The organism is Novosphingobium sp. DS6-6, from assembly GCF_057784975.1.
Genome location: NZ_JBYNTS010000003.1, coordinates 362,121 through 383,275, shown reverse-complemented (window position 1 = coordinate 383,275; position 21,155 = coordinate 362,121). Strand labels below are relative to the sequence as shown.

Here is a 21,155-nt window from a genome sequence, read left to right as displayed (position 1 = left end):
CGGACTGTCCCCGAACTCTGGGATGCCATTCGCGATGCGCTGCCACGCTTCACACCCCACGAATGCACAAATTACTTTATCGCAGCAGGTTATGAGCCAGAGTGATCGGAATCTGCTCTAGTTCTTGCGGGTCTCCAGCTGACGTTCTCCCAGAACCATACCGGAATGACCGGGTCTGGTCGCGTCCTGCCGGAAACGGAACGCCGCTTCGTGGGACGAAGCGGCCGTTATTCTGTGCAGCGCGAACCGGCGGCTCCCACCCACTTGCGGACATAGCCGAACCCGTTTGGCTGATCGAGCGAAAGCAGGCGCATGACCGATGACGTAATTGCTCGGCGAGTTTTCATGATCGATGGGCAGCAGGCGGAGTGTCGTTTTCACAGACCCGAAGAAGATGCTGGCAGCTTCTTCTGCAAAGTTCAGATTGACTGGCCGGACGGTACGAAAAGCAAGAGAGCCGGAGGCGTTGATGAAGTTCAGGCTCTCCTGCTCGGTATGGTGTTGGCCCATACAGATCTACTCGCCGCCCGGAACGTCGATGGTCGCGTCGTCGAGTGGCTTGATGATCAGAGCCTTGGACTTCCAGCAACACCTGGCCTGAGAGATTGGGATTCAGACAACCGATTTTGAGGTAGGCGGAAGGTCCGCTTCCCACCATCTCGAGCTAGTCAGCACTCGCCCACTTGCGGACCATCGCCATATCGATGAAATAGTCCCGATGGATCGTTCCCCCTTGATACGCTGGGAGGGATGGTGCGGAGCGGCAATTGGCACTTTGGTAGCGCTTGCGGCAATCGTGGCTGCGGTTTTGTCAGGGGGAGCAGGTCATGGCTCTTATGTCGCTGCACGCGCACTTTTCCCGTTTTCTATGCTTCTGACGTTGCTCGAACGGAGCATTGGGCCAATTGGGATCGGCGTGGGCCTGGCTCAGTTTCCGCTGTACGGCACACTGATTGGCAGCGCGATAGCCACAAAAAATTACCGCGCCGTTGCTGTTGCGGCGGCTGCCCACCTCGTTGCCGGTCTCGCCTGTTTTTCGGGAATCCTGAGCGCTTTCGCTTAGCGAACGAATGACCGCTTCGCGCCACCAGGTGCGGCCGCAAATTGGATCGAGCAGCTGCCTGAAAGCGGACCTGCGGATTTTGCCGTGCGCTGGCTAGGAAGCCGCCCTTCAGCAACCGACGCCATTCCGAAAATTGTCGCAATGTGCTAAACCCTTTCAATGCTGCGAAAATCTGTCGCGATATTCTGCCTGCTGATTGGCGGCCTTTCTGCCGTCTATGGGTTAGTCTTCACCGTTGTGGCTTGGGGCGAGTGGCAATGCGGCCTCAACGGCTTCAACCTTGTTATCCTCGGCTTACTCGCGGCTATATTTCTCTCAACCTCAGCGGCCGTTTGGCGCACGAGGGTTCGATCAGGCGACCGCATTTCCGTTCGGTGGGTTTTGGGACCCTGGCTGATCTTGGGGGCGGCTTCGATTGTCATTTCCACCCAAGCATGTCCGTTCATTTCAAGGTGACGATGTCCATTTCCCACCCCGTTGCAGTCTTCAGCGGGGTCGAGGCTGAATCCTGAAAACCGCCTGGCAGCTTTCGGCGGATGCAGACGTTATTGTCGATGATCACGAACGGCCTAATCTGGGTCGCGTGCTGCCGGAAGCGGAACGCTGTATCGTGAGACAAAGCGGCCGATCGGCACCCCGTTACAGAGCGTCTCATTTGGCCAAATCCGGTCATTCGTGAAGCCGCGCAAGCTATTGCTAAGATTTCCGAACCAGCGGAGGGCGCGCTTCGCCGCCGCCAACGCCTTGAAGCGCAGTCATCTCCCGGCGGCCGACTGGTCAGGGCGCGCTGTACGATAGGTATCCGGACGATCATATCCACCCAGCCTGCCTGAGCGACGTTACGGCAGATCTGGCGACGGGGGCCTCCAGCCCGTTGTGCAATCTCAGCTTCATCGCGCGCGGTGTGCCTTGCACTTCCGCCACTGCCGCGCGGGCAACCCACCATGATCTGTGCGTGCGTAACCCTTCCGTTCTGCCGAGGGCCGCAATGCCCTGGCTCAACGGCATCAACACCAATTGGGACCCGTCCGACCGGTGCACTCGGATATAGTGATCCTCCATTTGCAGGGCGAGAACATCGCCGGAAAACGGCGACAAGTCCTCACCTGGTTGCTCGGTTGACGCGCTAGCGGTGCTGCCGGATATGAGGTCGCTCTTCCGGTCGCGGGTGAGCAGCAGGGCCACCCCGATCGTCCACGCGCCGCCCACCAGCACGGTCTGCCCATACCATGGCCAGAACGAAAGCGCTTGTTGGGGCAGCATCGGCCATAGCGCAAAGGCCAGCCTACGCGAAAACCAGGCTTCCGGGAGACTGGCGAACAACGAGCCGGCAATGATCATGCCCCACCGCCACCATGGCGCACTCTTCACCCACGACTGAACGCCCAGCAGCACGGCACCATACATCGCCAATCCCAGCCAGGCAGTTGCCAGCCAATAGGCGAGGCGGGAGGGCAACGGGCCATTGAGATAGGTTCCAAACGGCCCCAGAGCTGCCAGCAGGACGCCCAGCAGCGTGGTTCCGGCCAGGGCATGCAGAACATCGGGCGGACGGATGATCATGCCAAGACTTATACGGTGGCACGATGCGCTTGCGAAGACCATTCGCCCGCCCGCGAACCCATTCGCCCATTCACGAAGCAGCCCTGTTCTTTCTCTTTAAGGCCCGAAAGAGCGGCGAGATGGAACAGGAGATCGTGTCTTATGCGTTTGCATCTCGTCCTTGCCACCGTTTGCGCCGCCAGCATCCCGTCCGCGGCAACGAGCGCGTCGCTGCCGCTCGTCAGCGCGCCCGAGGCCGGTTTTGGGCATCTGATCATGCCTGACGGCGTCGAAGTCGGCATATGGTATCCCGCACAAGGGCAACCGGTGGCCATGCCGCTGGGCATTAGCGCACAACAAGTCATTCCCGGTGCTGCCCTGCCGGCGGGGAAGCATGCCTTGGTCGTCATCTCGCATGGCACGGGCGGTGTCTATTCCGGCCATGCGGATACGGCGATTGCCCTGGCCAAGGCCGGGTTCATCGTGGCCGCCCTTACGCATCCCGGGGACAACTGGCGTGACCAGAGCCGTGCCACCATGATTGAAGACCGGCCCCGCGCACTCTCTGCGCTGATCGACATGATGCTCACGACCTGGGATGGCGCTGCGGCGGTTGATGCGAAGCGCATTGGCGCTTTCGGCTTCTCCGCCGGGGGCTTCACCGTGCTGGCAGCGGCAGGCGGTAAGCCGGATCTTTCGACAATCCCACGCCACTGCGCCGATCATCCGGCATGGTTTGATTGCCGCTTGCTGGCTGGCCAGCCGCGTTCTGACCAGCCGGCTTGGTCGTGGCAGGGCGACCAGCGCATCAAGGCGCTGGTGGTCGCCGCGCCCGCGCTAGGATTTGCTTTTGATCGCGCGGGACTGGCCAACCTGACCATGCCCATCCAATTATGGCGAGCCGACGAGGACGCGATCCTCCCCTCGCCCGACTATGCCGATGCCGTCCGCCGCGCCTTGCCCAAAGCGCCCGAATTTCATGCCGTTCGCAAAGCGGGCCATTTCGATTTCCTCATGCCCTGCACATCCCCGTCCGCCCTGCCGGAAATATGCAGCAGCAAGCCCGGCTTCGATAGGACGGCCTTCCACCGCAGATTCAACGCCGAGGTTGTCCGCTTTCTGACAAAGGCGCTAGGAGGACATTGGACGGGCAAAGCCGACGGCCGAACCGCCGGTGTTGCCAGGCGGTTGCGGTCCAGCAGCGATCGGCTACGTGGTATGGGATTGCCCTATCCCCGTTTCTGACGGGCCGACCTTCGACCAAGACGCGCTCGTCCGTGGCGCTCTCGTCCCACCATGCGCCCAGCAATCCACCTCTGCCGCTCACGAAATCCCCGGCCCACTCCGCCCGCGGCCGATCGACCAGCTGATACCGCCCCCGCGGATCAATCCCGAGACCGATTTGCCCACCTGCTTCTCCAGCACCGGACGCCACGGCACGAGCGTAAAATCCCTGCTCCGCTCGATGAGAGCGAAGCGCCCGCTGACGAGCTCGACGGGCCGGCGGTAGAGGCCCTCGATCCGGGCGCCCTCGCCGGCTTCCCGGAACGGCAGCCCGAGCTCCTCGGAGAGCTGCCCGGCCACGCGCAGCAGTTCACGCCGCTGGAGCGCGGCGATCATGCCGCTCGAGAACCGCGTGCCGCTTGCCGTCTCCTCGGCAAAGCCCTGGGCCACCAGCCATTGCCGGCGGCGCGCCTGGGCTTCGCGCAGATCGTGGCCGAACCCCGCATCGCGGAGGGGCTCGGGCGCGCCCGACACCAGCTCGCGGTCAATCCAGGTCGCGGCTTCGGCCGCGACCAGCCGATCGAGCGGCTGCGCCGACAGCAGGACGAGCGCCACGGGGCGGTCGCGCAACCGCGCCGCTTCGTAGGCCGCGACGCGTTCGAGATGGTCGGGCGTCACGATCCAGCGCCCCGAGGGTTCGCGCGCGACAAGCCCGCCGGTCCGGCGCATGGCTTCGAGCCGCCGGACATGCGTCTCGGCAAAGGCCTCGGTGGCGGCCGGATCGTGGCGCAAGTGCGCGTCGATATCGTAGCGCCCGCCATTGGCGGCAGCGATCCTGGCGATCGTACGATCGACTTCGCGAATGGCGGGCCGGACGGGCTCGATCCGCACGATCGCGCCGCGAGGCATGGCATCGGCTTCGGCGGCCTTGCCGATCGCGACATAGTGGCTGCGCCCGTCGGTGCCATCGACGACGAGGTAATGGCGGTCGGCATGCTCGTCGGCGAGCCCGCGCGCAAGCACGCGCCCGACGAGGGGACGCGCGTTCGCAGCGGTCGGATCATAGATCGCCTGCTCGGCCGGCGCGCGCGCGACCGAGGCGCTGGACAGCGCACGCTGCATGGTGCGGATGATATCGTCGCGCTCGCCGATGCGGGTAAGCGTCTCGGCAAGCCCGGGCGCCAGCCGGAAGCGACCGGCACCGAGCGGTTCGGCAAGGCCAAGCCGGGCAAGCTTGGCGAGCCGGCCGGCGCGCAGGGCCTGGTCGGACGCATCGGGCGCGCGGCGCGAGACAATCCGTTCCGCGTCCGCGCTCCGCAGCAAGGCCCGGTCGAGCGAAGTCAGCCGCTCCTGCTCGACTTCGGCGCGCAGGCTCCGCGCGATGTCGCGCGCCGTGCGCGGCCCGAGATCGAGATCGACGAGTTCGCCGGCGCGCGCGCGAATGCCGGTCGTCAGATAGTCGCGGGCGATGACCAGGTCGCCGCCACGCTCGTCCTTGCCGCGCACGACGATATGGACATGCGGATGGCCGGTGTTGAAATGGTCGACCGCGACCCAGTCGAGTTTCGTGCCCAGATCCTCTTCCATGCGCGCCATCAGCCGCCGGGTCAGGGGTTTCAGGTCGTCATATTGGTCGCCATCCTCGGGCGAAACGATGAAGCGGAACTGGTGGCGATCGCCCGCCCCGCGCGCGCCGAACGTCTTGCCGTCGACCGCATCGCTGTCGCGGCCGTAGAGCGCACCGCGTGTCCCCTGGCGCGTGGTCCCGTCGCGCTGGAGATAACGCAAATGCGCCGCAGCGGCCGACGCGCCCTTGCCGGCGAGCTTGACCAGGCTTGCCTTGACGATGACGCGGCGGCCCGCACCGGCATGACCGCTCCGGCTGGCGAGCAGGCGTCCGATGCCCGCGCCGCGACCGCTGCGGCTGCCCGAGAAACGTGCCTTGCCGGACCCGCCGCTCGTACTTCCGCTCCGTGCCAGATGGGCGGCGGCAAGCACGCGGCCGAGATAGCGCCGGGACGGCGTGCCACCCTGGCTGCGCTGGCGCCCGAGGCGCGGCTCGAAGCTGTCGTTGTCGGCCATTGTCCTTGCCTTCCGAATGCCTGGCGGGGCGAGCATGACGCGGGCCGGCAGCAAAGGAAACCGGTGCCGCCCGGCGGCGCGGAAGGCCGTGGGTCTTGTGGCCGATGGCACTGCCCGCCACCGCGCAGTGCCATCAGAACCGCAAGAAAACGATGTGCAGGCAAGGGCTTATGGAAACGCAGTGCCATAGCTTTATCTTGCCTTACGCCGCCCTTCCCCGCCCAGCCGCCGTCGCTCCCCGTTTGCCGCCATGTCCGCCAATCCGCCCCTGCCGCCAACGCCAAGGCAGGAGCGGACAACGGAAGCCGGGACGCCGATGCCCGTCCGGCACCGGCGCCCCGGCGTTCCGATGCCGCGATCAGTGCGTGGCCGCGAATGCTGCGCGTGCCTGGCTTCCGCTGGCGAAGTCGCGCCGCCCGATCAATCCATGCGGGTTTCCATCGCCATCGACGATGCTCACCGCGACGAACCAGCGGCCATCGAGGCGGCCGATGATCGCGATCTGATCGAGCTCGACATCCCCTTCGCCCTGCGCATGATAGGTCCCGAGCCAGCGCTCGCAAGCCCGCGCATCCCACACGAAATCGCTCTCCTCGGCCTCCAGGAACCGTGCGGCCAGCGCCTCGCCCGCACCCGGTCCGAATTCGATGTCCAGGCCCGCGACGAGCCTTGCCACCACGCGGTCCGACACCGCATCAATGGGTTGAAACATGGTCATGATCGTCTCCTTCGCTTGACGTCCTCCGCATCGAGGACAGAGCTCCGGGGACGGGTGGCGGAGCGGCTGTCAGGGCCGCTGAAGGCGTAGCCGGAAGCGCCGCGCAGCGGCGGCGGAGGAACCGATTTTGTCGCGCCAAAAAACCAAAGGACGCGGCTGCGCAGCAGCCTCGCTTGCGCGGCAAAATTGGCGGGGCCGCCGGCCTTGCACAGCCGCTTTGCCACCCGTCATGCTGGGCCTTGCCGAGACGCGCCCCTCCCCACCCCCGCGTAGCGCGCCGCCCTTGCCACCAAGGCCCGGCAACGCCGCCGTCCCAGCGGCGTTCAGCGGGGCGCGCGAATGGCGAACAGCGGATCGGGTGGGGCTTCCGGCCCACGCGCGGAGAGCGGGTCGAGGGATGGCGCGCCGGATGGCAGAATGGATGGCGCAGGAGGCTTGCGCACCGCGAACAGCCCAGGCGGCGAACCAGGCGTCGCGGAAGCCGCCGCTGGCCTCTCCGGCCTCGCCGTGCCGAGGACCGTGGCGAGATAGGCGCGCGTTTCCGCCGGCAGCGCGCGGCCGGAGGCGAGATGCGCGGCGTAGCGCCCGGGGCCGGCGTTGTAGGCGGCGAACAGCCCCGGATAGCCGAAGCGGTCGTACATCGCGCGCAAGTAAGCGGTCCCGGCGAGGATATTGTCGCGCGGGTCATGGGGATCGCTGCCCAGGTCGTGCGCCGCGCGCATCGCCTTCCAGGTTGCCGGCATCAGCTGCATCAGCCCCATCGCGCCCACCCGGCTCACGATCGGCCGCCCGCCAAGCATGGTATGACCACCGCTTTCGGCGCGTATCACCCGTTCGATCCAGGCCACCGGCAGGCCGAACCGCGCCGACGCTGCAGCGATCTCGGCCCGCCAGCGATCGACGGGATCGGCGGCGGCGGGGCGCGCGACCAGCAACGCGACGGCGATCGCGAGCGTCCTCAGCGCAGCCACAGCGGGGTCGCCCTGCCGATGATATCTTGCGCCCGTGTCGGCCCGAAATAGCGTCCGTCGAACGAGTCCGGGGTGCTGGTCATGAGCAGGAAGACCATGCCTGGGGCCAGCCGGACGCAGCCCTGCCATGCCGGCAGTGGACGGCCTAGCGCATCGGCCGCGCGGCGCACCGCGACCGGCTTGCCGTCCACGGTCACGCTGCGACCGATCGCGCAGATCGTGTCGCCGCCGAGGCCGGCGACGCGCTTTACCAGCGGCACATTGTCGGGCAGATAGCGGCGGCGCGCGGCCAATTGCCGGGCGGCGCCCGGGGGCCAGGCGACGACCATGTCGCCGCGCCGGAGCGGCGCGCCGGGCGATACGGCATAGAGGCCGATCGGCGCGCTCGCGCTCGCGTTCCAGACCAGCCGGGGCCGCGGTGGCAGCGCGATGGTGAGACCGAGGCAGACGATGCCGCCGCCGAGCCAAGCGGCGCGGCGAAGCCGCCGCAAGCGGCGTGCGCGAAGGCGCAGGCGTTCCGCGCGCCGGACCTCGAACCAGGCGAACAGCGGCAGCGGGCGGTCCCGGGGCGGCGGCTCAGCCATGGTCGCCGCCCTGCGCGCGGGCCGCGGACCACGCCTCGATATCGTCGATATGATAGCGCCAGGTGCGGCCATGCCGGCGGCATTTCGGCCCGCGTCCCGTCTGGCGCAGGCGCTTGAGCGTCGAGTAGGCAAGGCCGAGATGAAAGGCCGCCTGCTTGGCGGTGAGGAACGGGCAGGCTTCGCGCGCGGCCTGCGCCCGGGTCCCGATCGTGATCGCGGTGTCGTCCATGAATCCAGTCCAGCGGCGCCGGTGCGGGGTGCGCCGGCTGATGAGCGCGGATTGGATCGTTCCGGCCGTCTTCGGCAGGGTCGCAGATCGACCCCTGCAATTGCGCCCCTCCCATCGGCACCGGCGTTTCGCGCCGATGGCGGTGCCCCGCGCCCTTGGCGGACGCGGGGCGGCTTGCTCAATCGGCGGGGTTCCAGATGATCACGAAAGCATCGTCGTCGTCCTGCCCGGCGGCGCGGCCGAGATTGGCGTAGAGGCGGCGCGGGCCGAATTCGGGGGCGGCGAGTGACAGCGATACATAGTCGCGGCCGGACATTTCGCCGCGCCGGACCCAGCCGGCCCCGACCTCGACGCCGGCCGCGGACACGCGATAGTCGGGCTGGCTGTCGCCGGACTTGCGGGTGTTGGGAATGATCTCGATGTCGGTGCGGATCGAGAGCGTCTTGAGCTGGCCCTTGAAGCCTTCTCCGTTGCGGGTGACATGACCGATGGCTGGCATTGTTCGTCTCCTTCAAAAGTCGCCCCGAACCGTTTCCGGGCGATGGGCGGACCAAGGGGACGGTCATAGCGGGCCTACGAACCGGCAGGCCGGAGCGGCAGCGGAGGACCGGAGCCCAAGGCTTATTTGCAAGCGCAGCGACCGCGAGGAGCCCGCAAGCTCGGGGTCCCCGCGCGGCCTGCCGCGGGGGGTGAGCGCGGGCGGGGAAATAAGCCGCACGGCGATGGTTTCGCAAGGGTCGCGGCCGTCCCAGGTCATGCGCCCGCGGAGCCGGAAACGGTGCGGGGCACGGCCTTGAGAACGATGACAATGCCAGTCTGGCCCATGCCATGGAGTGTTCCCGGACAGTACGGACGCATCACCGCGCCAGCCGATCGCGCCCGACATGCAGGCACGGCGGCGCTGCCGGCATTGCCGCCGGTCCGGCCGATGACGACGGATCGGGTTCCCGGTCCGCTGCGCAAGGCGGAAGGGCGAGCCCGATGGCGATGATCGCCATCCGCCTGCCGGCGCGCGGCGCCGCACGCCTGCCGGTCGCAGCCGCACCGCCGGATCAAGGGCGTGTCGGCGACGCCAACGAGTGCAAAACCGTCCGGCTGGAGAGCGGCCTGGCGCCCGCATGGCCGGGACCGAAGCCGCCGGAACCCGGGCGGGACGAGCCGGACGCGGCGCCGTGATCGCGTCCGGCCGGGCCGCGACGGCGCACCCAGATCCGACGCGGCGGCCGGACTGTCGCCCAACCGCGCTGTCGCCATCCCGCGGGTTGGGTGCCGCGCGCATCGCAAGGGGGTGCGCGGGTGGCGCCGGCCGGTCGCGACGCCGGGTCCGAACGGGTTGCGGGGTCGCGCGGGTGCCGCGCTGGCAGCGCAAGCCCGACGGGCCCCTGAGCGCACGCCGACGAGGACCAGGCGTGGCCATGCCCCGGCCACGCCCCGGCCGCACTGATGAACCGGCACGCGCGGCGCCCAGTGGCCGGAAGGGGCGCCCGATCAGGGCGCGCGAAGGGCAGGCCATGCGGGGCGCGCCGGCTTTCGACGCGCGCGAACCGACCCAGGGGCCTTGTCCTGCGCGATGCGCGCGCGGCACACGCTCGCGGACTATCGCAAGCGGAAAGATTTGGCCGTCCATGCGGAGACCCGTGCTTCTGCCGGCACAAGAGCAGCGAACGCGCGGCAGGGATCGTGGCAGCGTGCCGCTGGCAGGGATGCGCGCGGATACGCAGTCCGGCCATGGTCATCTCCCTTCCCGCGCGCCCGAGCCCACCAGGGCGAGGGCGCGCGGCGGCATTTTCGCGGATGCAAGGAATGCGGGCGGCGGTCCTGCCGCCGCCCGCAAGGGATCAGGCGGCGCGACGATCGGCCGCGTCATCGGGATCGGGCTGGGCGATCACCGCGCCCGGCGCGGTCTGATCGGGCACGTCCGCGCTGGGGCAGCGCCGCTCGCTCTGACGCGCTGCCTGCGCCTTGGCATGGGCCGCGACCGTGCCGACCCCGCCGCGCGCCGTATAGGCGGCGGGCGGAAACGCCATCCAGCGCGGCACCCAGTCCTCGCACAGCGCGCGCCCGTTGGTGCCGTCGAGATGATCGCGAACGATGCGCTTCAAGGTCGCGGTCTTCTCGCCCGCGTTGGCGCTGGCGACGGTTTCGCCCGCCACATCCGCGACGATGCGGGTCAGCACGTCGCGGTCGCGGAGCGCCGCGAAAAAGGCGTCGTCGGCCTGCCAGTAGCGGGCCATATCGACGCCGATCGCCAGACCCACCGCCTCGACGGCGGCACTGCCCGACGCCAAGGTTTCGCCCATGACGATAGCGACGACCTCCAACACCACGGCATCGGGAAGGTCGAGCAGCCGCTCGAAGATGCCGACGACGCCAAGGTCGTCGCCCGCATTATCGACAGCGCCGCCGGTCACGGTCGGTGCCTCGGGCGAGAAGCCGAGAACCGCCAGGACCGCGCGGCGACGCGTGTCGAACTCCGCCTCGGCCTTGCTGTTGTCGAGGCTGTCGCGGACTTCCTCGTTGCGCGTCGATTGCGGCTCGGGCGTGACGCGCCAGAGGTGCGAGCCGCCGATGGCATGGGCGACCATCAGGCGCAGCGCGATGGCCGGATGGCCGGTCAGCGCGGCGCGGACGGCGGCATGGCGATGCAGGTCGACATAGGTCTGCATCGTCGATGTCACCTCGGGCCGCGCCGCTTTCTGGCCGGTCCCGGTGCCGTTCTCCGATCCCTCGGCCTTGGCGATCCGGCGGGCCTCCTTGCCGGAGACATAGCCTTCGTGAACGATAACCTCGCCGGTGGCGCGCACGTCGATATAGACGCGCCCGCCCTTGCGCTTGCCCGCCTTCTCATATTCCCATGTCGAGAAATGATCGGACGGCGGCACGACGATCGCGTCGGCCCAGCCCTGTTCGACATAGGCCGCGCGGCGCGCCTCGATTTCGGCATTCTGCGCCGTCCAGAAGGCATCGGCATCGGCGACATAACGGTCCTCGCCGAACAGGTCGGCCACGGTCGCCAGCCCGCTCGCCTCCACGTCGAACAGCGCATGTTTCACCGGGATCGACGGCCCGCCGAACAGCCATGATTTCAACTGGTGGCCGGTCGGCAGATAGGCATTCTCGTCGTCGGCGAGCGCCAGCCATGCCTTTTGCTGGCTCTTGGACGCCATCGTCAGATGGCGCACGGTCGCCGCGTCGATCCGTTCCTTGCGATAGAGGTCGCGGATGGCGGGGAGCAGGTTACCGAGCGCCAGCACCCGTTTGACGGTGAGGTCGGGCAGTCCGAAAGTCGCGGCGATGTCCTCCACCTTGCGGCCCTCGCGGACGAGGCGGGTGAAATTTTCCCATTGCGTCACCTCGTCGGGGTCGAGCCGCGCCATGTTCTCGATCATCGACGCCTCGATGGCGGCGGCGTCGTCGCCGTCGTCGAGGATCGCGCAGGGGAGCATGGAATCCTGGTGTTCGGGTGCGATGTCGCCCACCGCGCGCCGTTCCGCGGCAACGATCTGCGCGGCATGGAAGCGGCGGCGGCCGGCGACGATTTCATAGCCGCCCTCATCGACGTCGGGGGCCGCGCCATCGGGACGGACGATGACCGGCTGGATGACGCCGCGGCGGCGCACGGTCGGGAGGAGGTCGGAGACGTCCGGGGCTTTCCTGCCGTGGCGCATGTTGGCCTTGCTCACGACCAGCTTGTCGAGGGGGATGAATGCGAGTTTCATAGGTCTGCTCCTGGTGGGGGTTGGGGAGTCACTTGGCTCCCGCACCGGTCCGTCGCGCTTTCAGGCGGGCGGACCGGCTTTGCGAAAAGCGGCGTACCGCGCCGCGCGTCATCCGCCGCTCCCCGCGTCGGGATCGGCCGGAAGCTTGGGGACCGGCGCGGCTTCGCCGCGGCGGATGATCGCCTGGGCCTCGCGGATCGAACCGGTGCGGCGCGCGGTGTCGGCCCAGACCGACAGGCTGGTGCTGGTCGCAAAGCCGATGTCGCGCTCGATGCCGAGGCCGAACGACAGGCGGATGTTCGCCAGTTCGGACAGGCTGAAACAACCAAGTTCGGGACAGCCCAAGCCGAGGTCGGCCAGCCCGAACAGGGTGTCGCCATCATGGCCCAGCGCGATCGCCAGCCATGTCGCCGCGCCGAGGGGCGAAAACAATTTGACGACCGGCGCGGGATCGTGATCGGGTTCGGCCGCGCGGACGGCGTTCGCACGCAGCGCGGCCCGGAGCGCGGGGGTGAGCAGGATCATGCCGCCCTCCGCTCGCCAGCTTGATCAGCGGGCGTGCCTTCATGGAGCGGTTCATCGCCGAAAGCGTCACCCTGGATGGCCTCGGCCTGCGCGGCGGCGTGCTTAGCCAGCAGCCAGTCGGCGGCCTTGCTCGCGGCGCTGGCGGCGCGGAAGATCGCGCGGTTGTCGGCGCGCAGCACGTCGAGCCAACTGCCAAGGTAATCGGCATGGCGCACGGTCGGGACGATGCCCAGCGCGGCGCAGAGAAAGGCCGAACCCATCTCGGCAATCAACTCCTCGCGGGCATAGTCCTTCGAGCCGAACGTATTGGTGAGCTTGCGCCCCAGCCGCGCGGCGTGGCCGGTGGCGTGGGTCAACTCGTGCAGGCAAGTCCGGTAGTAATTGATCTGCTCGAAGAAGGCCGGTTGCGGCGGCACCTGCACATAATCCTGCGCGGGCACATAGAAGGCGCGGTTACCCCCGATGCGGAAATCGATGCCGGATGCGGCGATGACCTGTTCGGCGACGGGCACGATCTCGCGTTCGGGCAAGGGCGCGGGTTCGGGCGAGAGCCCGGCGCGCAGCCCTTCGCACTGCGCGACGTTGAACACGGTAAAGCGCTTGAGAAACGGGATGGCGCGCGCCTCGCCGCCCGCGTCGTGGGCGCGGGCCTTCTCGGCTTCGGGGGTGAAGCGATCGGCATAGACGACCGTGGTGCCGCGCTCGCCCTTGCGGACGCAGCCACCCGCCTCCAGCGCCTGTTTGAAAGTCAGCCATCCCTGCGAGGGAAAGCCATGCGCGATCACCGCGCCCCACAGGATCAGGACATTGACGCCCGAATAGCGCCGGCCGGTCAGCGCGTTGCGCGGCAGGCCGGGCGCCGGCGCCAGGCCCTGGCTGTCGGGCCGGCCCCATGGCTGGACCCAGGGGAAGCGGCCGGCTTCGAGCTCGCCGATGATCCGCGCCGTCACCGCTTCATAGAGATTCGCGCGGGCCGCCCCGCTGTTTTCGCTCTCCTCGCTCTTCTCGCCTGCCAGCGGGGCCCTGGCCGGGCTGTGCCCGCGGCCGGCGCGGGCCTTGCCACGCTTGCCGGCCGGGCCATGGCCTGTCGAAACACGCATCGCTTACCTCCGCAACCCGCCCGAAAAACCACCATGGCCTCCCCGAAAAGCGGGGGTGGGCGGCAGACGCGACCGGAAAGGCCCGGCTGGAGCGGCGTCGGCACCCCAGCCGGGGTCCCCGTCGCGCCAGCGCGGCGGGGTGGCGCAGGGCCGCAACGGAGGTGGAGGAGCCGGTCCCGAGCGCAGCCGAGGGCCGGCTTGCCGGGGACGCGGACGGGCCTAGCAGGGCGCGCCGCCCACCCGCGCTTGACCGGGAGAGGCCACCTGCAGCGCCGCCGCGCGCCGCGCGGCGACCGCATCGCGGGCGGGCTGGCCCGTCCGCGCGCGCCAGCGATCGTTACCGCCAGGCCGAGACCCGGATGCCGGGGCGCGGCGGCGAGAAGCCAGGGCTTGTCGCCGTAGAGCGCGGCCGCGCCACCGGCGCGGGGCGCACAGGCCGGGTAGGACGGTCGACCCTTCAGGCTCCACTCATGCGGCACCGTGTCCTGGCGCGCGGACCACCGACGATGGATCGGCGCGCTGCAGACGTCCTGCGCCACGCGGCCGGCGCAAGCCGGCCGTAACCATGATCCCGCGCTCCAGGTCGCCATTTCCGGTGCGGGGCTACCGCGCGGCGATCCGGGACGCCGGCATCTGCTGGCAAGGCCGGCTACGGACGCTAGCGAGCGGTAACGTTCCGATCGGCCATGGGATTCTTTGCATCGCGCCGCAGCAGCTCGCGATAGCCGCCTTGCGCCAGGGCCCGCGCCTCGCGCACCAGCCGGCGGATGCGCGAACGCAGCGAATCCGAGCGGTCGTTCCAGTCTTCCGCCACGCGTTGCGCGCCGAACAGGGCGCGCGCGATGTCGCGCTGGCTCGCGCCATCGTCGAGCGCATCGTGGACGCGCAGCAACGCGATGCCGCGTTCGATCCAGGGATCGCGCGGGAACAGCGAGCGCCCGAACCGGCCATGGCGATAGAGATGGAGCAGGCGGCGCAGCGGCAGGATCGCCGCTTCGGCCTTGCCCAGGCCATGGAGGCGATAATGGAAATGGACCATCGTCGCGCCGGCCAGGCGTCCCTGCGCGACGTCGAGCCGGATATGGTGGCATCCATCGGAAAGGACGGCATGGTCACGTCCGTCCGGATCGGTGACCACGGTCAGCCAGGGCGCGACCCGCTGCAGGTCGAAGCATTCCGGGTCGGCGGGATCGCTCGGGATCGCCGCGGCGCTGAGCGTGGCGGGATCGAGATCGGCATGCCAAAGCAGCCGCGCCTCGGGTGCCGACCGGGCCGGATCTTCAGCGAAAGTGCAGCCCCCACGCGCGCGAATCGGCGGGGCCGCGGGTCACCCGGCTCGCCCTCGCGTGCCAGGCAATGTAGTGCGCGTCGCGCCGGAGCCATTCCCACATCAGCCCGGCGCGATCGACACCGCGCAGGCGGGCATAGGCCGTGCCGTCGCGCCACGCCCGGAACGCGGTCATCGGCCCAGGCTCGTCACCGCCGCGACCCTGCGCCGAGCGCGGACAAGCGCGCTTCTGCGCGCCACCGCGAGATGATATGGCAGTGCGATGACAGACCTTGCCAGGCGGTGGCTTGAGGCCCCGCCGCCTGGCCCGCAGGAGGAAGAAAGGGCGATTGCCGGGTTCCGGGCGCCACGAGACCCCGCCGACGGTCGCGACAGGACCAGATGCCGCTTTCGGGCATGGCCGAGCAGCTTGCGCGGCTCGTCGAAACGGTCGAGAGCGCCGACGCCCTGGCGGCGGCCATGGCCGCGATCAGCGTGGAGCTTGGCTTCCAGTATTTCGCGCTCAGCCATCATGGCGATCTGGCCGCGGCGGGAGACGAAGCGATCCGGCTGCACAACTACCCGCAGCGCTGGGCGGACTACTACGACGCCCATGCGCTGGGGGTCAGCGATCCGGTGCACCGTGCCAGCCACGTCACCAGCATCGGCTTTTCCTGGTCGCAGATGGCATCGATGATCGCCCTCACCCCTGGCGATCTGCGGATTCTGGCGCTCGGCCGCGCCCAGGGCATCGGCAACGGCTTTACCGTTCCGGCCCATGTGCCGGGCGAAGCCTGCGGCTCGTGCTCGTTCGCCTGCGCGGCGGGGCAGCCGCTGCCGGGCGCCATGCTGCCGCTGGCGCAACTGGCCGGCAATTTCGCGTTCGAAGCGGCGCGCCGGCTGTGGACAGGCCGCGGGCGGCGTCCGCCCGGGCGTGCCATCGCCCTGACCGACCGCCAGCGCGATTGCGTCCTGTGGGTCGCCCGCGGCAAGGGCGACTGGGAGATCGGCCGTATCCTGGGGATCAGCGAAGAGACGGTCGCCCGGCATATCAAGCAGGCCTGCGAGCGCTACGGCGTGAACAAGCGGACATTGCTGGTGACCCGGACGCTGTTCGACGGAACGATCACCTTCGCCGATCTCTTCCGCCGCCGCTATGACCCTTTTCGGGGATAGCGCGGCAACCGGCATCTCGCCGACCCTGGGCCGACCACGGCCAAGGGAGCAAGAGCCATGCTGCATATCGTGCAATCCGCCCCGCCGTCCGCGTCCGATGCCGCGCTGCGCGCGATGTTCGCGGCGCGCAAGTCGGTTTTCGTCGACCTGCTCAAATGGGACGTTCCGGTCCGCGACGGGCGCTACGAGGTCGACCAGTTCGACGATCTCCACGCGACCTATCTGATCCTTGCCGAAGCCGATGGATCGCACCTGGGTTCGGCGCGCCTGCTGCCGACCATGCGCCCGCACATTCTCGACAGCCTCTATCCGGGACTGTGCGCCGCGCCGCCGCCGCGCGCGGCGGATATCTTCGAGATCACCCGCTTCTGCCTCGATCGCCGGCTGCGCGCCGCCGCGCGCCGCGCGGCGCGCGACACGCTGGTGACCGCACTGGTCGATCATGCCCTGGCCCATGGCATCGTCGCCTATAGCGCGATCGCCGAAATGGGCTGGTACCAGCAGATCCTGGCGTTTGGCTGGCGCTGCCAGCCGCTTGGGCTGCCGCAGGTCGCCAGCGGCGCGACGCTTGCCGCGCTGCGCATCGACATCACCCCCGACACCCCCGCCCTGCTTGCCGCCGCCGGCATCCGCGCGGCCGCGGACAGCGGGATCGGCCGGCCCATCGCGGCCTGAAGCAGCAGGGACTGGCCATGACCGACGATCTCGACATTGCCGGCGCGGTCGCGCGCGGCGCGCGCACTCTGCTCGACCAGGGCTGGTGCATCCTGCCCGAGGCCTTGCCCCGGGCACAGATCGAAGCACTCGATGCGCAACTGGCGGACGATTTCGCGGCGACGCCGTTCGGCGAGGGCGGCTTCTACGGCCGCGAGACCAAGCGGTTCGGCCGCCTGCTCAAGCGGGCCCCGGGCGCGGCGGCCCTGGTCCAGCACCGCGTGGTGCTGGGCATTGCCGAGACCGTGCTGGCACCCTGGTGCGAATGCCTCCAGCTCAACACCACCCAGGCGATCGCCGTCCATCCCGGCGCGCCGGCGCAACTGCCGCACCGCGACCAGGACATGTGGCGTGGCCCGGTGGGCGCGATCGAATATCTCGTCAACGTGATGTGGCCGCTTACCCCGTTCACCGCCGATAACGGCGCCACGCGGGTCTGGCCCGGGAGCCATGGCGCCCATGCCCTGGCCGATCCCGGCAATGGTCCGCTGGCCGCGACAATGCAGCCGGGCGCGGCACTGCTGTTCCTGGGCTCGACCCTGCACGGCGCCGGGGCGAACCGCACGCGCGACGTGCGGCGGGGGATCGTGATCGGCTACGCGCTGGGCTGGCTCAAGCCCTACGAGAACCAGTGGCTCGCCTATCCGCCCGAGATTGCGCGCACGTTCCCCCCGGAGCTGGCGGCGCTGGTCGGCTATCGCCAGCATCGCCCCAATCTCGGCAATTTCGAAGGGCAATGCCCTTCGGTGCTGCTCGACGGACGCGCGGACCAGCCGCTCGGGGCGATCGATGCCCTGCGTGCGGACCAGCAGGCCCTGGTCGAGACTTACGTGCAAGAGCAGCGGAACGCGCCGTGAATGCCGGCGCGACCGCCGAGCGCGTCCACCAGGCCTTGCGCGCGCGGATCATGCGCCGGGCGTTCCGGCCCGGCGACCGGCTCGACCCGGCCATGCTGGCCGCGCCGCTGGCCGCCAGCGTCACGCCGGTGCGCGATGCGCTCCACCGGCTGACCGGCGAGGGACTGGTGGAAACCCGGGCCGCGGGGGGTTTCCATCTCCCACCGCTCGACGAACCGGGCCTTGAGGATCTCTACGACTGGTCGGCGGAACTGCTCGAACTGGCGATCCGCGCCTGGCGGCGTCCCGTTGCGCTATCCGGCTTTGACAATCTACCCGCCGGGGCGACCTTGGCCGAGCATGCCGCCGCCATATTTCTCGCGATCGCCCGCGGTTCGGCCAATCGCGAGCATGCCTTTGCCGTCGACCGGCTCAACGCCCGCCTCCATGCCGTGCGAACCGTCGAATCCCAGGTGCTCGCAGGCATGGCCGGCGAACTGGACGCGCTGCGGGACACGGCGATGGACGGCGCGCGCGACAGCCTCAAGCGCCTCTCCCGCCGCTACCATCGCCGCCGCCGCAAGGCCGCCGCCGATATCGTGCGCGCGGTCTACCGCGCCGATTGAGCCGGGCGCGCCGCCAGACAAAATGCATATAGAATCCGTATAAAGTTCGGATAGCCGGCAACGCTCCCTAGTCTGCCTGGGCTGCATGTTGCAGCAGGACGAAGGAGTGCATCATGGAACGCGAAGAAGACGTGATCGAACTCGGCACCGCCAGCGTCGAGACCAAGGGCGGCGCGGGCCTCGTCATCGATGCCAAGAACGGCCAGCAGCCGTTCGGCATGGTCGAGGACTGACACCGACGGACCGTGTCGGCGCGCGATCCCAAGGGTCGCGCGCCGATGCACGGAGCGGGGATCATGGGCTTCACCTTTCGTGGCGGCATTTCCTTTTGCCGCGTCGGCGACCGGATCGTTTTCCTCGACGTTGTTGCCGATCGGTACTTCTGCCTGTCCCGCGCGGCCGAATGCAGCGTCATGGCGCTGGTCGACGGCGGCGTGCCACCGCCGCGCGACGGCCACATCGCGGGGCTGGTGGCGCGCGGCCTGCTGATCCCCTCGCCCGACGTAGCCAGGCCCCGCCCCTGCCCGGCTCTCGCCGTGCCGCAGGCGAGCGTTCTCGACCGCAGCCTTCCCGCCGCGGGTGTCGCGGCGACGGCGCGCGCCTTGTCCGGCCTTATGACAGTGCGCCTGCGCCTGACCGGCCATGGGCTGGGGCGGACGCTCTCGTGGCTGTCTGCCCGCAAGGCCCGGATGCGGCCTCGCGCGGCGATGGAGCAGGACCAGGTGAAACGGATCATGGCCGGTTTTGCCGCGGCGGCGCGCATTGCCAGCCAGCGCGACAATTGCCTGGGGCAGTCGCTGGCGGTGGCGTCGCGGATGATCGCCGAGGGGATTTCGCCCGACATCGTCCTTGGCGTCCAGCTCGGACCGTTCGCGGCGCATTGCTGGGTCCAGCACCAGGGCAGGCTGGTCAACGACCGCGTCGACATGGTGCGGACGTTCACGCCGATTCTCGTCCTGTGACCGGCCGCCGCTTTGTCGCGATGCTGGCGATCACGGATACGCCACTTCCACCGGAGCGGATTGCCCTCGCGCGCCGGGCGGTCGGCCCCCTCCCGCTGCTGGTCGATAGCGATCGCCTGCTGCTGTGGAGCGACCACCGGCACCGGATCGCGCACCGCGCCGGTCATGCGGTCATCGGCCCGCTGTTCGATCGCGGCAGTACGCGGCCGGAAACCGCCCTTAGCGAGGCGGCGTGGGCAGCGATCGCCGGTTCGCGCGGACAGACGCTGATCGACCGCTACTGGGGCGGCTATGTCGCGTTCGTGACCAGCGAGCGGGGCACGGCGATCGTGCGGGCACCGTTCGGCGATCTGGGATGCTATGTTGCCCGGCACGAAGGCGTCCTCCTGGTCGCTTCCGATCTGGCGCTGCTTGCCGATCTCGGCTGCCGTTTCGCGATCGACCCGGCAGCGCTCGCCCGCCATATCGCCTATCCCGAATGGCGGCGCAGCGAGACCTGCCTTGCCGGCCTTGCCGAACTGCGCGGCGGCGATCGCCTGCTCGTCGCGGCGGAAGGGATAGAGCGCCACACCCTGTGGTCGCCTTGGCCTCTCGTCGCCCGGGACAGGGGGATCGATGACCCCGGGGAAGCGGCGCGCGTGGTGCGCAGTGCGATCGCGCTTGCCGTGCGCGCCCGCGCCACAGAGCATGAGCGCGCGATCCTGCTGCTGTCGGGAGGACTGGATTCGGCGATCGTCGCAGCAAGCCTGCAGGCCACGGATACCGAAGTGATCGGCCTCAACCTCGTTGGCGACGACGCGGCGAGCGATGAACGGCACTACGCGGCTTTGGCGGCCCGCGCGACCGGTATCGGCCTGCTCTGCCGGACGTTCGACGCGGCGCGTGTCGATATCCGCCGCTCGGGCGCGGCGCATATGCCCTATCCCGCACATCGCGGCTTTACCCAGGCCCAGGATGCGATCGCCGCCGAAACCGCTGCGCAAGCCCGCGCCTCGGCGATTTTCGACGGCGGCGGTGGCGACAATGTCTTCTTTGCCGCGCGCACTGTCGCGATCCTCGCCGATTGTCTGGTCACGGGCGGTTTCGACCGGCGGTTCCGGGAGGCATCGCGGACGCTGGGCGACCTGGCACAGGCGGGAACCTGGGCCTTGGCCTGGCGGGCCCTGCACCGCGCCTGGCTGCGCGCGCCCGCGCCGCGCCAGCTCCCAGCGGTCGCCTTTCTGTCCGCCGCGGCACGACCGATCGTCGAGGACGCGCCCCCTCATCCCTGGTTCACGCCACCGCCCGGGATGCTGCCCGGCCGGGCCAGCCACGTTGCCCTGCTGGTCCCCGCCGAGAACCTGGTGGAAGCGGTGAACGCGCAGGCCCCGCACCGCGCGATCTCGCCGCTGGTCTCGCAACCGGTGGTCGAGGCCTGCCTGCAAGTCCCGAGCTGGCACTGGCTCGCACCGGGCCAGGACCGGGCGATCGCACGCCGCGCCTTTGCGGCCGATTTGCCTGATGCGATCGTCGCACGCCGGTCGAAAGGCACCCCGACCGGCTTCGTCGCGACGCTCTTCGACCGGCACCGACAGGCCATCCGCGACATGCTGCTCGGCGGCCGCCTGGCCTCCCTGGGCCTGCTCGATCGCGACGCGCTTTCGTCGGCGTTAAATCAGCCCGGCCCGGTCCGCGACCTGCGCTTCGTGCGGATCATGGAACTGGTCGATGCCGAGGCTTGGGCCGCAACACGAGATTGAAATAGCACTGCCGTTCGGCGATGTCGGGCTTGTTCGGTACTGCCCGCGTTCAAGACGTCAATCCGCTGCCGTGGCTGA

At 69.1% G+C, this 21,155-nt stretch carries 22 protein-coding genes and 1 pseudogene; 11 read left to right on the top strand and 12 right to left on the bottom strand.

The features are described 5' to 3' along the window. Both AC3EDY_RS05955 and AC3EDY_RS05950 read left to right on the top strand, forming a co-directional pair. Window positions 1-105 (top strand): annotated as a pseudogene (locus AC3EDY_RS05955) (IS630 family transposase); the annotation flags it as partial. A gap of 207 nt (window positions 106-312) precedes the next feature. Next, a complete protein-coding gene (locus AC3EDY_RS05950) occupies window positions 313-630 on the top strand; it encodes a DUF6968 family protein (RefSeq protein ID WP_488571545.1) in 318 nt (105 codons plus the stop codon). A gap of 1,243 nt (window positions 631-1,873) precedes the next feature. On the opposite strand, the gene AC3EDY_RS05945 is transcribed toward AC3EDY_RS05950, so the two are convergent. Beyond that, complete coding sequence (locus AC3EDY_RS05945) at window positions 1,874-2,626, bottom strand: LytTR family DNA-binding domain-containing protein (RefSeq protein WP_488571544.1); 753 nt, start codon at window positions 2,624-2,626, stop codon at window positions 1,874-1,876. On the opposite strand from AC3EDY_RS05945, the gene AC3EDY_RS05940 reads away from it, so the two are divergent. Beyond that, a complete protein-coding gene (locus tag AC3EDY_RS05940) occupies window positions 2,597-3,850 on the top strand; it encodes an alpha/beta hydrolase family protein (RefSeq protein WP_488571543.1) in 1,254 nt (417 codons plus the stop codon). The genes AC3EDY_RS05945 and AC3EDY_RS05940 overlap by 30 nt on opposite strands. Before the next feature lie 78 nt (window positions 3,851-3,928). On the opposite strand, the gene rlxS is transcribed toward AC3EDY_RS05940, so the two are convergent. The 6 genes from rlxS to AC3EDY_RS05910 all read right to left on the bottom strand — a co-directional run bounded on the left by rlxS (window position 3,929) and on the right by AC3EDY_RS05910 (window position 8,912). After that, window positions 3,929-5,911, bottom strand: coding sequence for a relaxase/mobilization nuclease RlxS (rlxS, locus tag AC3EDY_RS05935; RefSeq protein ID WP_488571542.1), 1,983 nt, complete (start codon window positions 5,909-5,911; stop codon window positions 3,929-3,931). Window positions 5,912-6,269: 358 nt separating this feature from the next. Next, window positions 6,270-6,629, bottom strand: a complete 360-nt coding sequence (locus tag AC3EDY_RS05930) for a hypothetical protein (protein WP_488571541.1) — start codon at window positions 6,627-6,629, stop codon at window positions 6,270-6,272. A 323-nt stretch (window positions 6,630-6,952) separates the two neighbouring features. After that, on the bottom strand, window positions 6,953-7,600 hold the full coding sequence (locus AC3EDY_RS05925) for a lytic transglycosylase domain-containing protein (protein WP_488571540.1): 648 nt from the start codon (window positions 7,598-7,600) through the stop codon (window positions 6,953-6,955). Beyond that, the gene (traF, locus tag AC3EDY_RS05920) at window positions 7,588-8,184 is read right to left on the bottom strand and encodes a conjugative transfer signal peptidase TraF (protein WP_488571539.1); all 597 of its coding nucleotides are present in this window, start codon (window positions 8,182-8,184) and stop codon (window positions 7,588-7,590) included. Before traF ends, AC3EDY_RS05925 begins: the two co-directional genes overlap by 13 nt. Further along, on the bottom strand, window positions 8,177-8,413 hold the full coding sequence (locus AC3EDY_RS05915) for a helix-turn-helix transcriptional regulator (RefSeq protein WP_488571538.1): 237 nt from the start codon (window positions 8,411-8,413) through the stop codon (window positions 8,177-8,179). The genes traF and AC3EDY_RS05915 overlap by 8 nt, the downstream gene beginning before the upstream one ends. Before the next feature lie 178 nt (window positions 8,414-8,591). Then, window positions 8,592-8,912, bottom strand: coding sequence for a DUF736 domain-containing protein (locus tag AC3EDY_RS05910; RefSeq protein ID WP_488571537.1), 321 nt, complete (start codon window positions 8,910-8,912; stop codon window positions 8,592-8,594). Between the two features lie 482 nt (window positions 8,913-9,394). Between AC3EDY_RS05910 and AC3EDY_RS05905 the strand changes: the two genes are divergently transcribed. After that, a complete protein-coding gene (locus AC3EDY_RS05905) occupies window positions 9,395-9,589 on the top strand; it encodes a hypothetical protein (RefSeq protein ID WP_488571536.1) in 195 nt (64 codons plus the stop codon). Window positions 9,590-10,251: 662 nt separating this feature from the next. On the opposite strand, the gene AC3EDY_RS05900 is transcribed toward AC3EDY_RS05905, so the two are convergent. The 5 genes from AC3EDY_RS05900 to AC3EDY_RS05880 all read right to left on the bottom strand — a co-directional run bounded on the left by AC3EDY_RS05900 (window position 10,252) and on the right by AC3EDY_RS05880 (window position 15,220). Continuing rightward, window positions 10,252-12,132, bottom strand: a complete 1,881-nt coding sequence (locus AC3EDY_RS05900; protein ID WP_488571566.1) for a ParB/RepB/Spo0J family partition protein — start codon at window positions 12,130-12,132, stop codon at window positions 10,252-10,254. A 108-nt stretch (window positions 12,133-12,240) separates the two neighbouring features. Then, window positions 12,241-12,657, bottom strand: coding sequence for a DUF2958 domain-containing protein (locus tag AC3EDY_RS05895; RefSeq protein WP_488571535.1), 417 nt, complete (start codon window positions 12,655-12,657; stop codon window positions 12,241-12,243). After that, window positions 12,654-13,757: an ArdC family protein gene (locus AC3EDY_RS05890; protein ID WP_488571534.1), complete on the bottom strand. Its 1,104-nt coding sequence runs from the start codon at window positions 13,755-13,757 to the stop codon at window positions 12,654-12,656. The genes AC3EDY_RS05895 and AC3EDY_RS05890 overlap by 4 nt, the downstream gene beginning before the upstream one ends. A gap of 658 nt (window positions 13,758-14,415) precedes the next feature. Beyond that, complete coding sequence (locus AC3EDY_RS05885) at window positions 14,416-14,895, bottom strand: DUF2285 domain-containing protein (RefSeq protein WP_488571533.1); 480 nt, start codon at window positions 14,893-14,895, stop codon at window positions 14,416-14,418. Window positions 14,896-15,037: 142 nt separating this feature from the next. Continuing rightward, window positions 15,038-15,220, bottom strand: a complete 183-nt coding sequence (locus tag AC3EDY_RS05880; protein ID WP_488571532.1) for a transcriptional regulator domain-containing protein — start codon at window positions 15,218-15,220, stop codon at window positions 15,038-15,040. A gap of 221 nt (window positions 15,221-15,441) precedes the next feature. On the opposite strand from AC3EDY_RS05880, the gene AC3EDY_RS05875 reads away from it, so the two are divergent. From AC3EDY_RS05875 to AC3EDY_RS05845, 7 genes are all read left to right on the top strand, one after another. After that, complete coding sequence (locus AC3EDY_RS05875; protein WP_488571531.1) at window positions 15,442-16,200, top strand: LuxR family transcriptional regulator; 759 nt, start codon at window positions 15,442-15,444, stop codon at window positions 16,198-16,200. A gap of 57 nt (window positions 16,201-16,257) precedes the next feature. Next, window positions 16,258-16,875 (top strand): acyl-homoserine-lactone synthase, encoded by a 618-nt coding sequence (locus tag AC3EDY_RS05870; RefSeq protein ID WP_488571530.1) that lies wholly within the window; start codon window positions 16,258-16,260, stop codon window positions 16,873-16,875. Window positions 16,876-16,892: 17 nt separating this feature from the next. Continuing rightward, window positions 16,893-17,771 (top strand): phytanoyl-CoA dioxygenase family protein, encoded by an 879-nt coding sequence (locus AC3EDY_RS05865; RefSeq protein WP_488571529.1) that lies wholly within the window; start codon window positions 16,893-16,895, stop codon window positions 17,769-17,771. Further along, window positions 17,768-18,376 carry a GntR family transcriptional regulator gene (locus AC3EDY_RS05860; RefSeq protein WP_488571528.1) on the top strand — a complete coding sequence of 203 codons (609 nt, stop codon included), beginning with the start codon at window positions 17,768-17,770 and terminating at the stop codon, window positions 18,374-18,376. Before AC3EDY_RS05865 ends, AC3EDY_RS05860 begins: the two co-directional genes overlap by 4 nt. Window positions 18,377-18,489: 113 nt before the next feature. Then, window positions 18,490-18,609, top strand: a complete 120-nt coding sequence (locus AC3EDY_RS05855; protein WP_488571527.1) for a benenodin family lasso peptide — start codon at window positions 18,490-18,492, stop codon at window positions 18,607-18,609. Window positions 18,610-18,621: 12 nt separating this feature from the next. Next, complete coding sequence (locus tag AC3EDY_RS05850) at window positions 18,622-19,338, top strand: lasso peptide biosynthesis B2 protein (protein WP_488571526.1); 717 nt, start codon at window positions 18,622-18,624, stop codon at window positions 19,336-19,338. After that, window positions 19,335-21,077, top strand: coding sequence for an asparagine synthase-related protein (locus AC3EDY_RS05845; RefSeq protein WP_488571525.1), 1,743 nt, complete (start codon window positions 19,335-19,337; stop codon window positions 21,075-21,077). Before AC3EDY_RS05850 ends, AC3EDY_RS05845 begins: the two co-directional genes overlap by 4 nt. Window positions 21,078-21,155 lie beyond the last annotated feature (78 nt).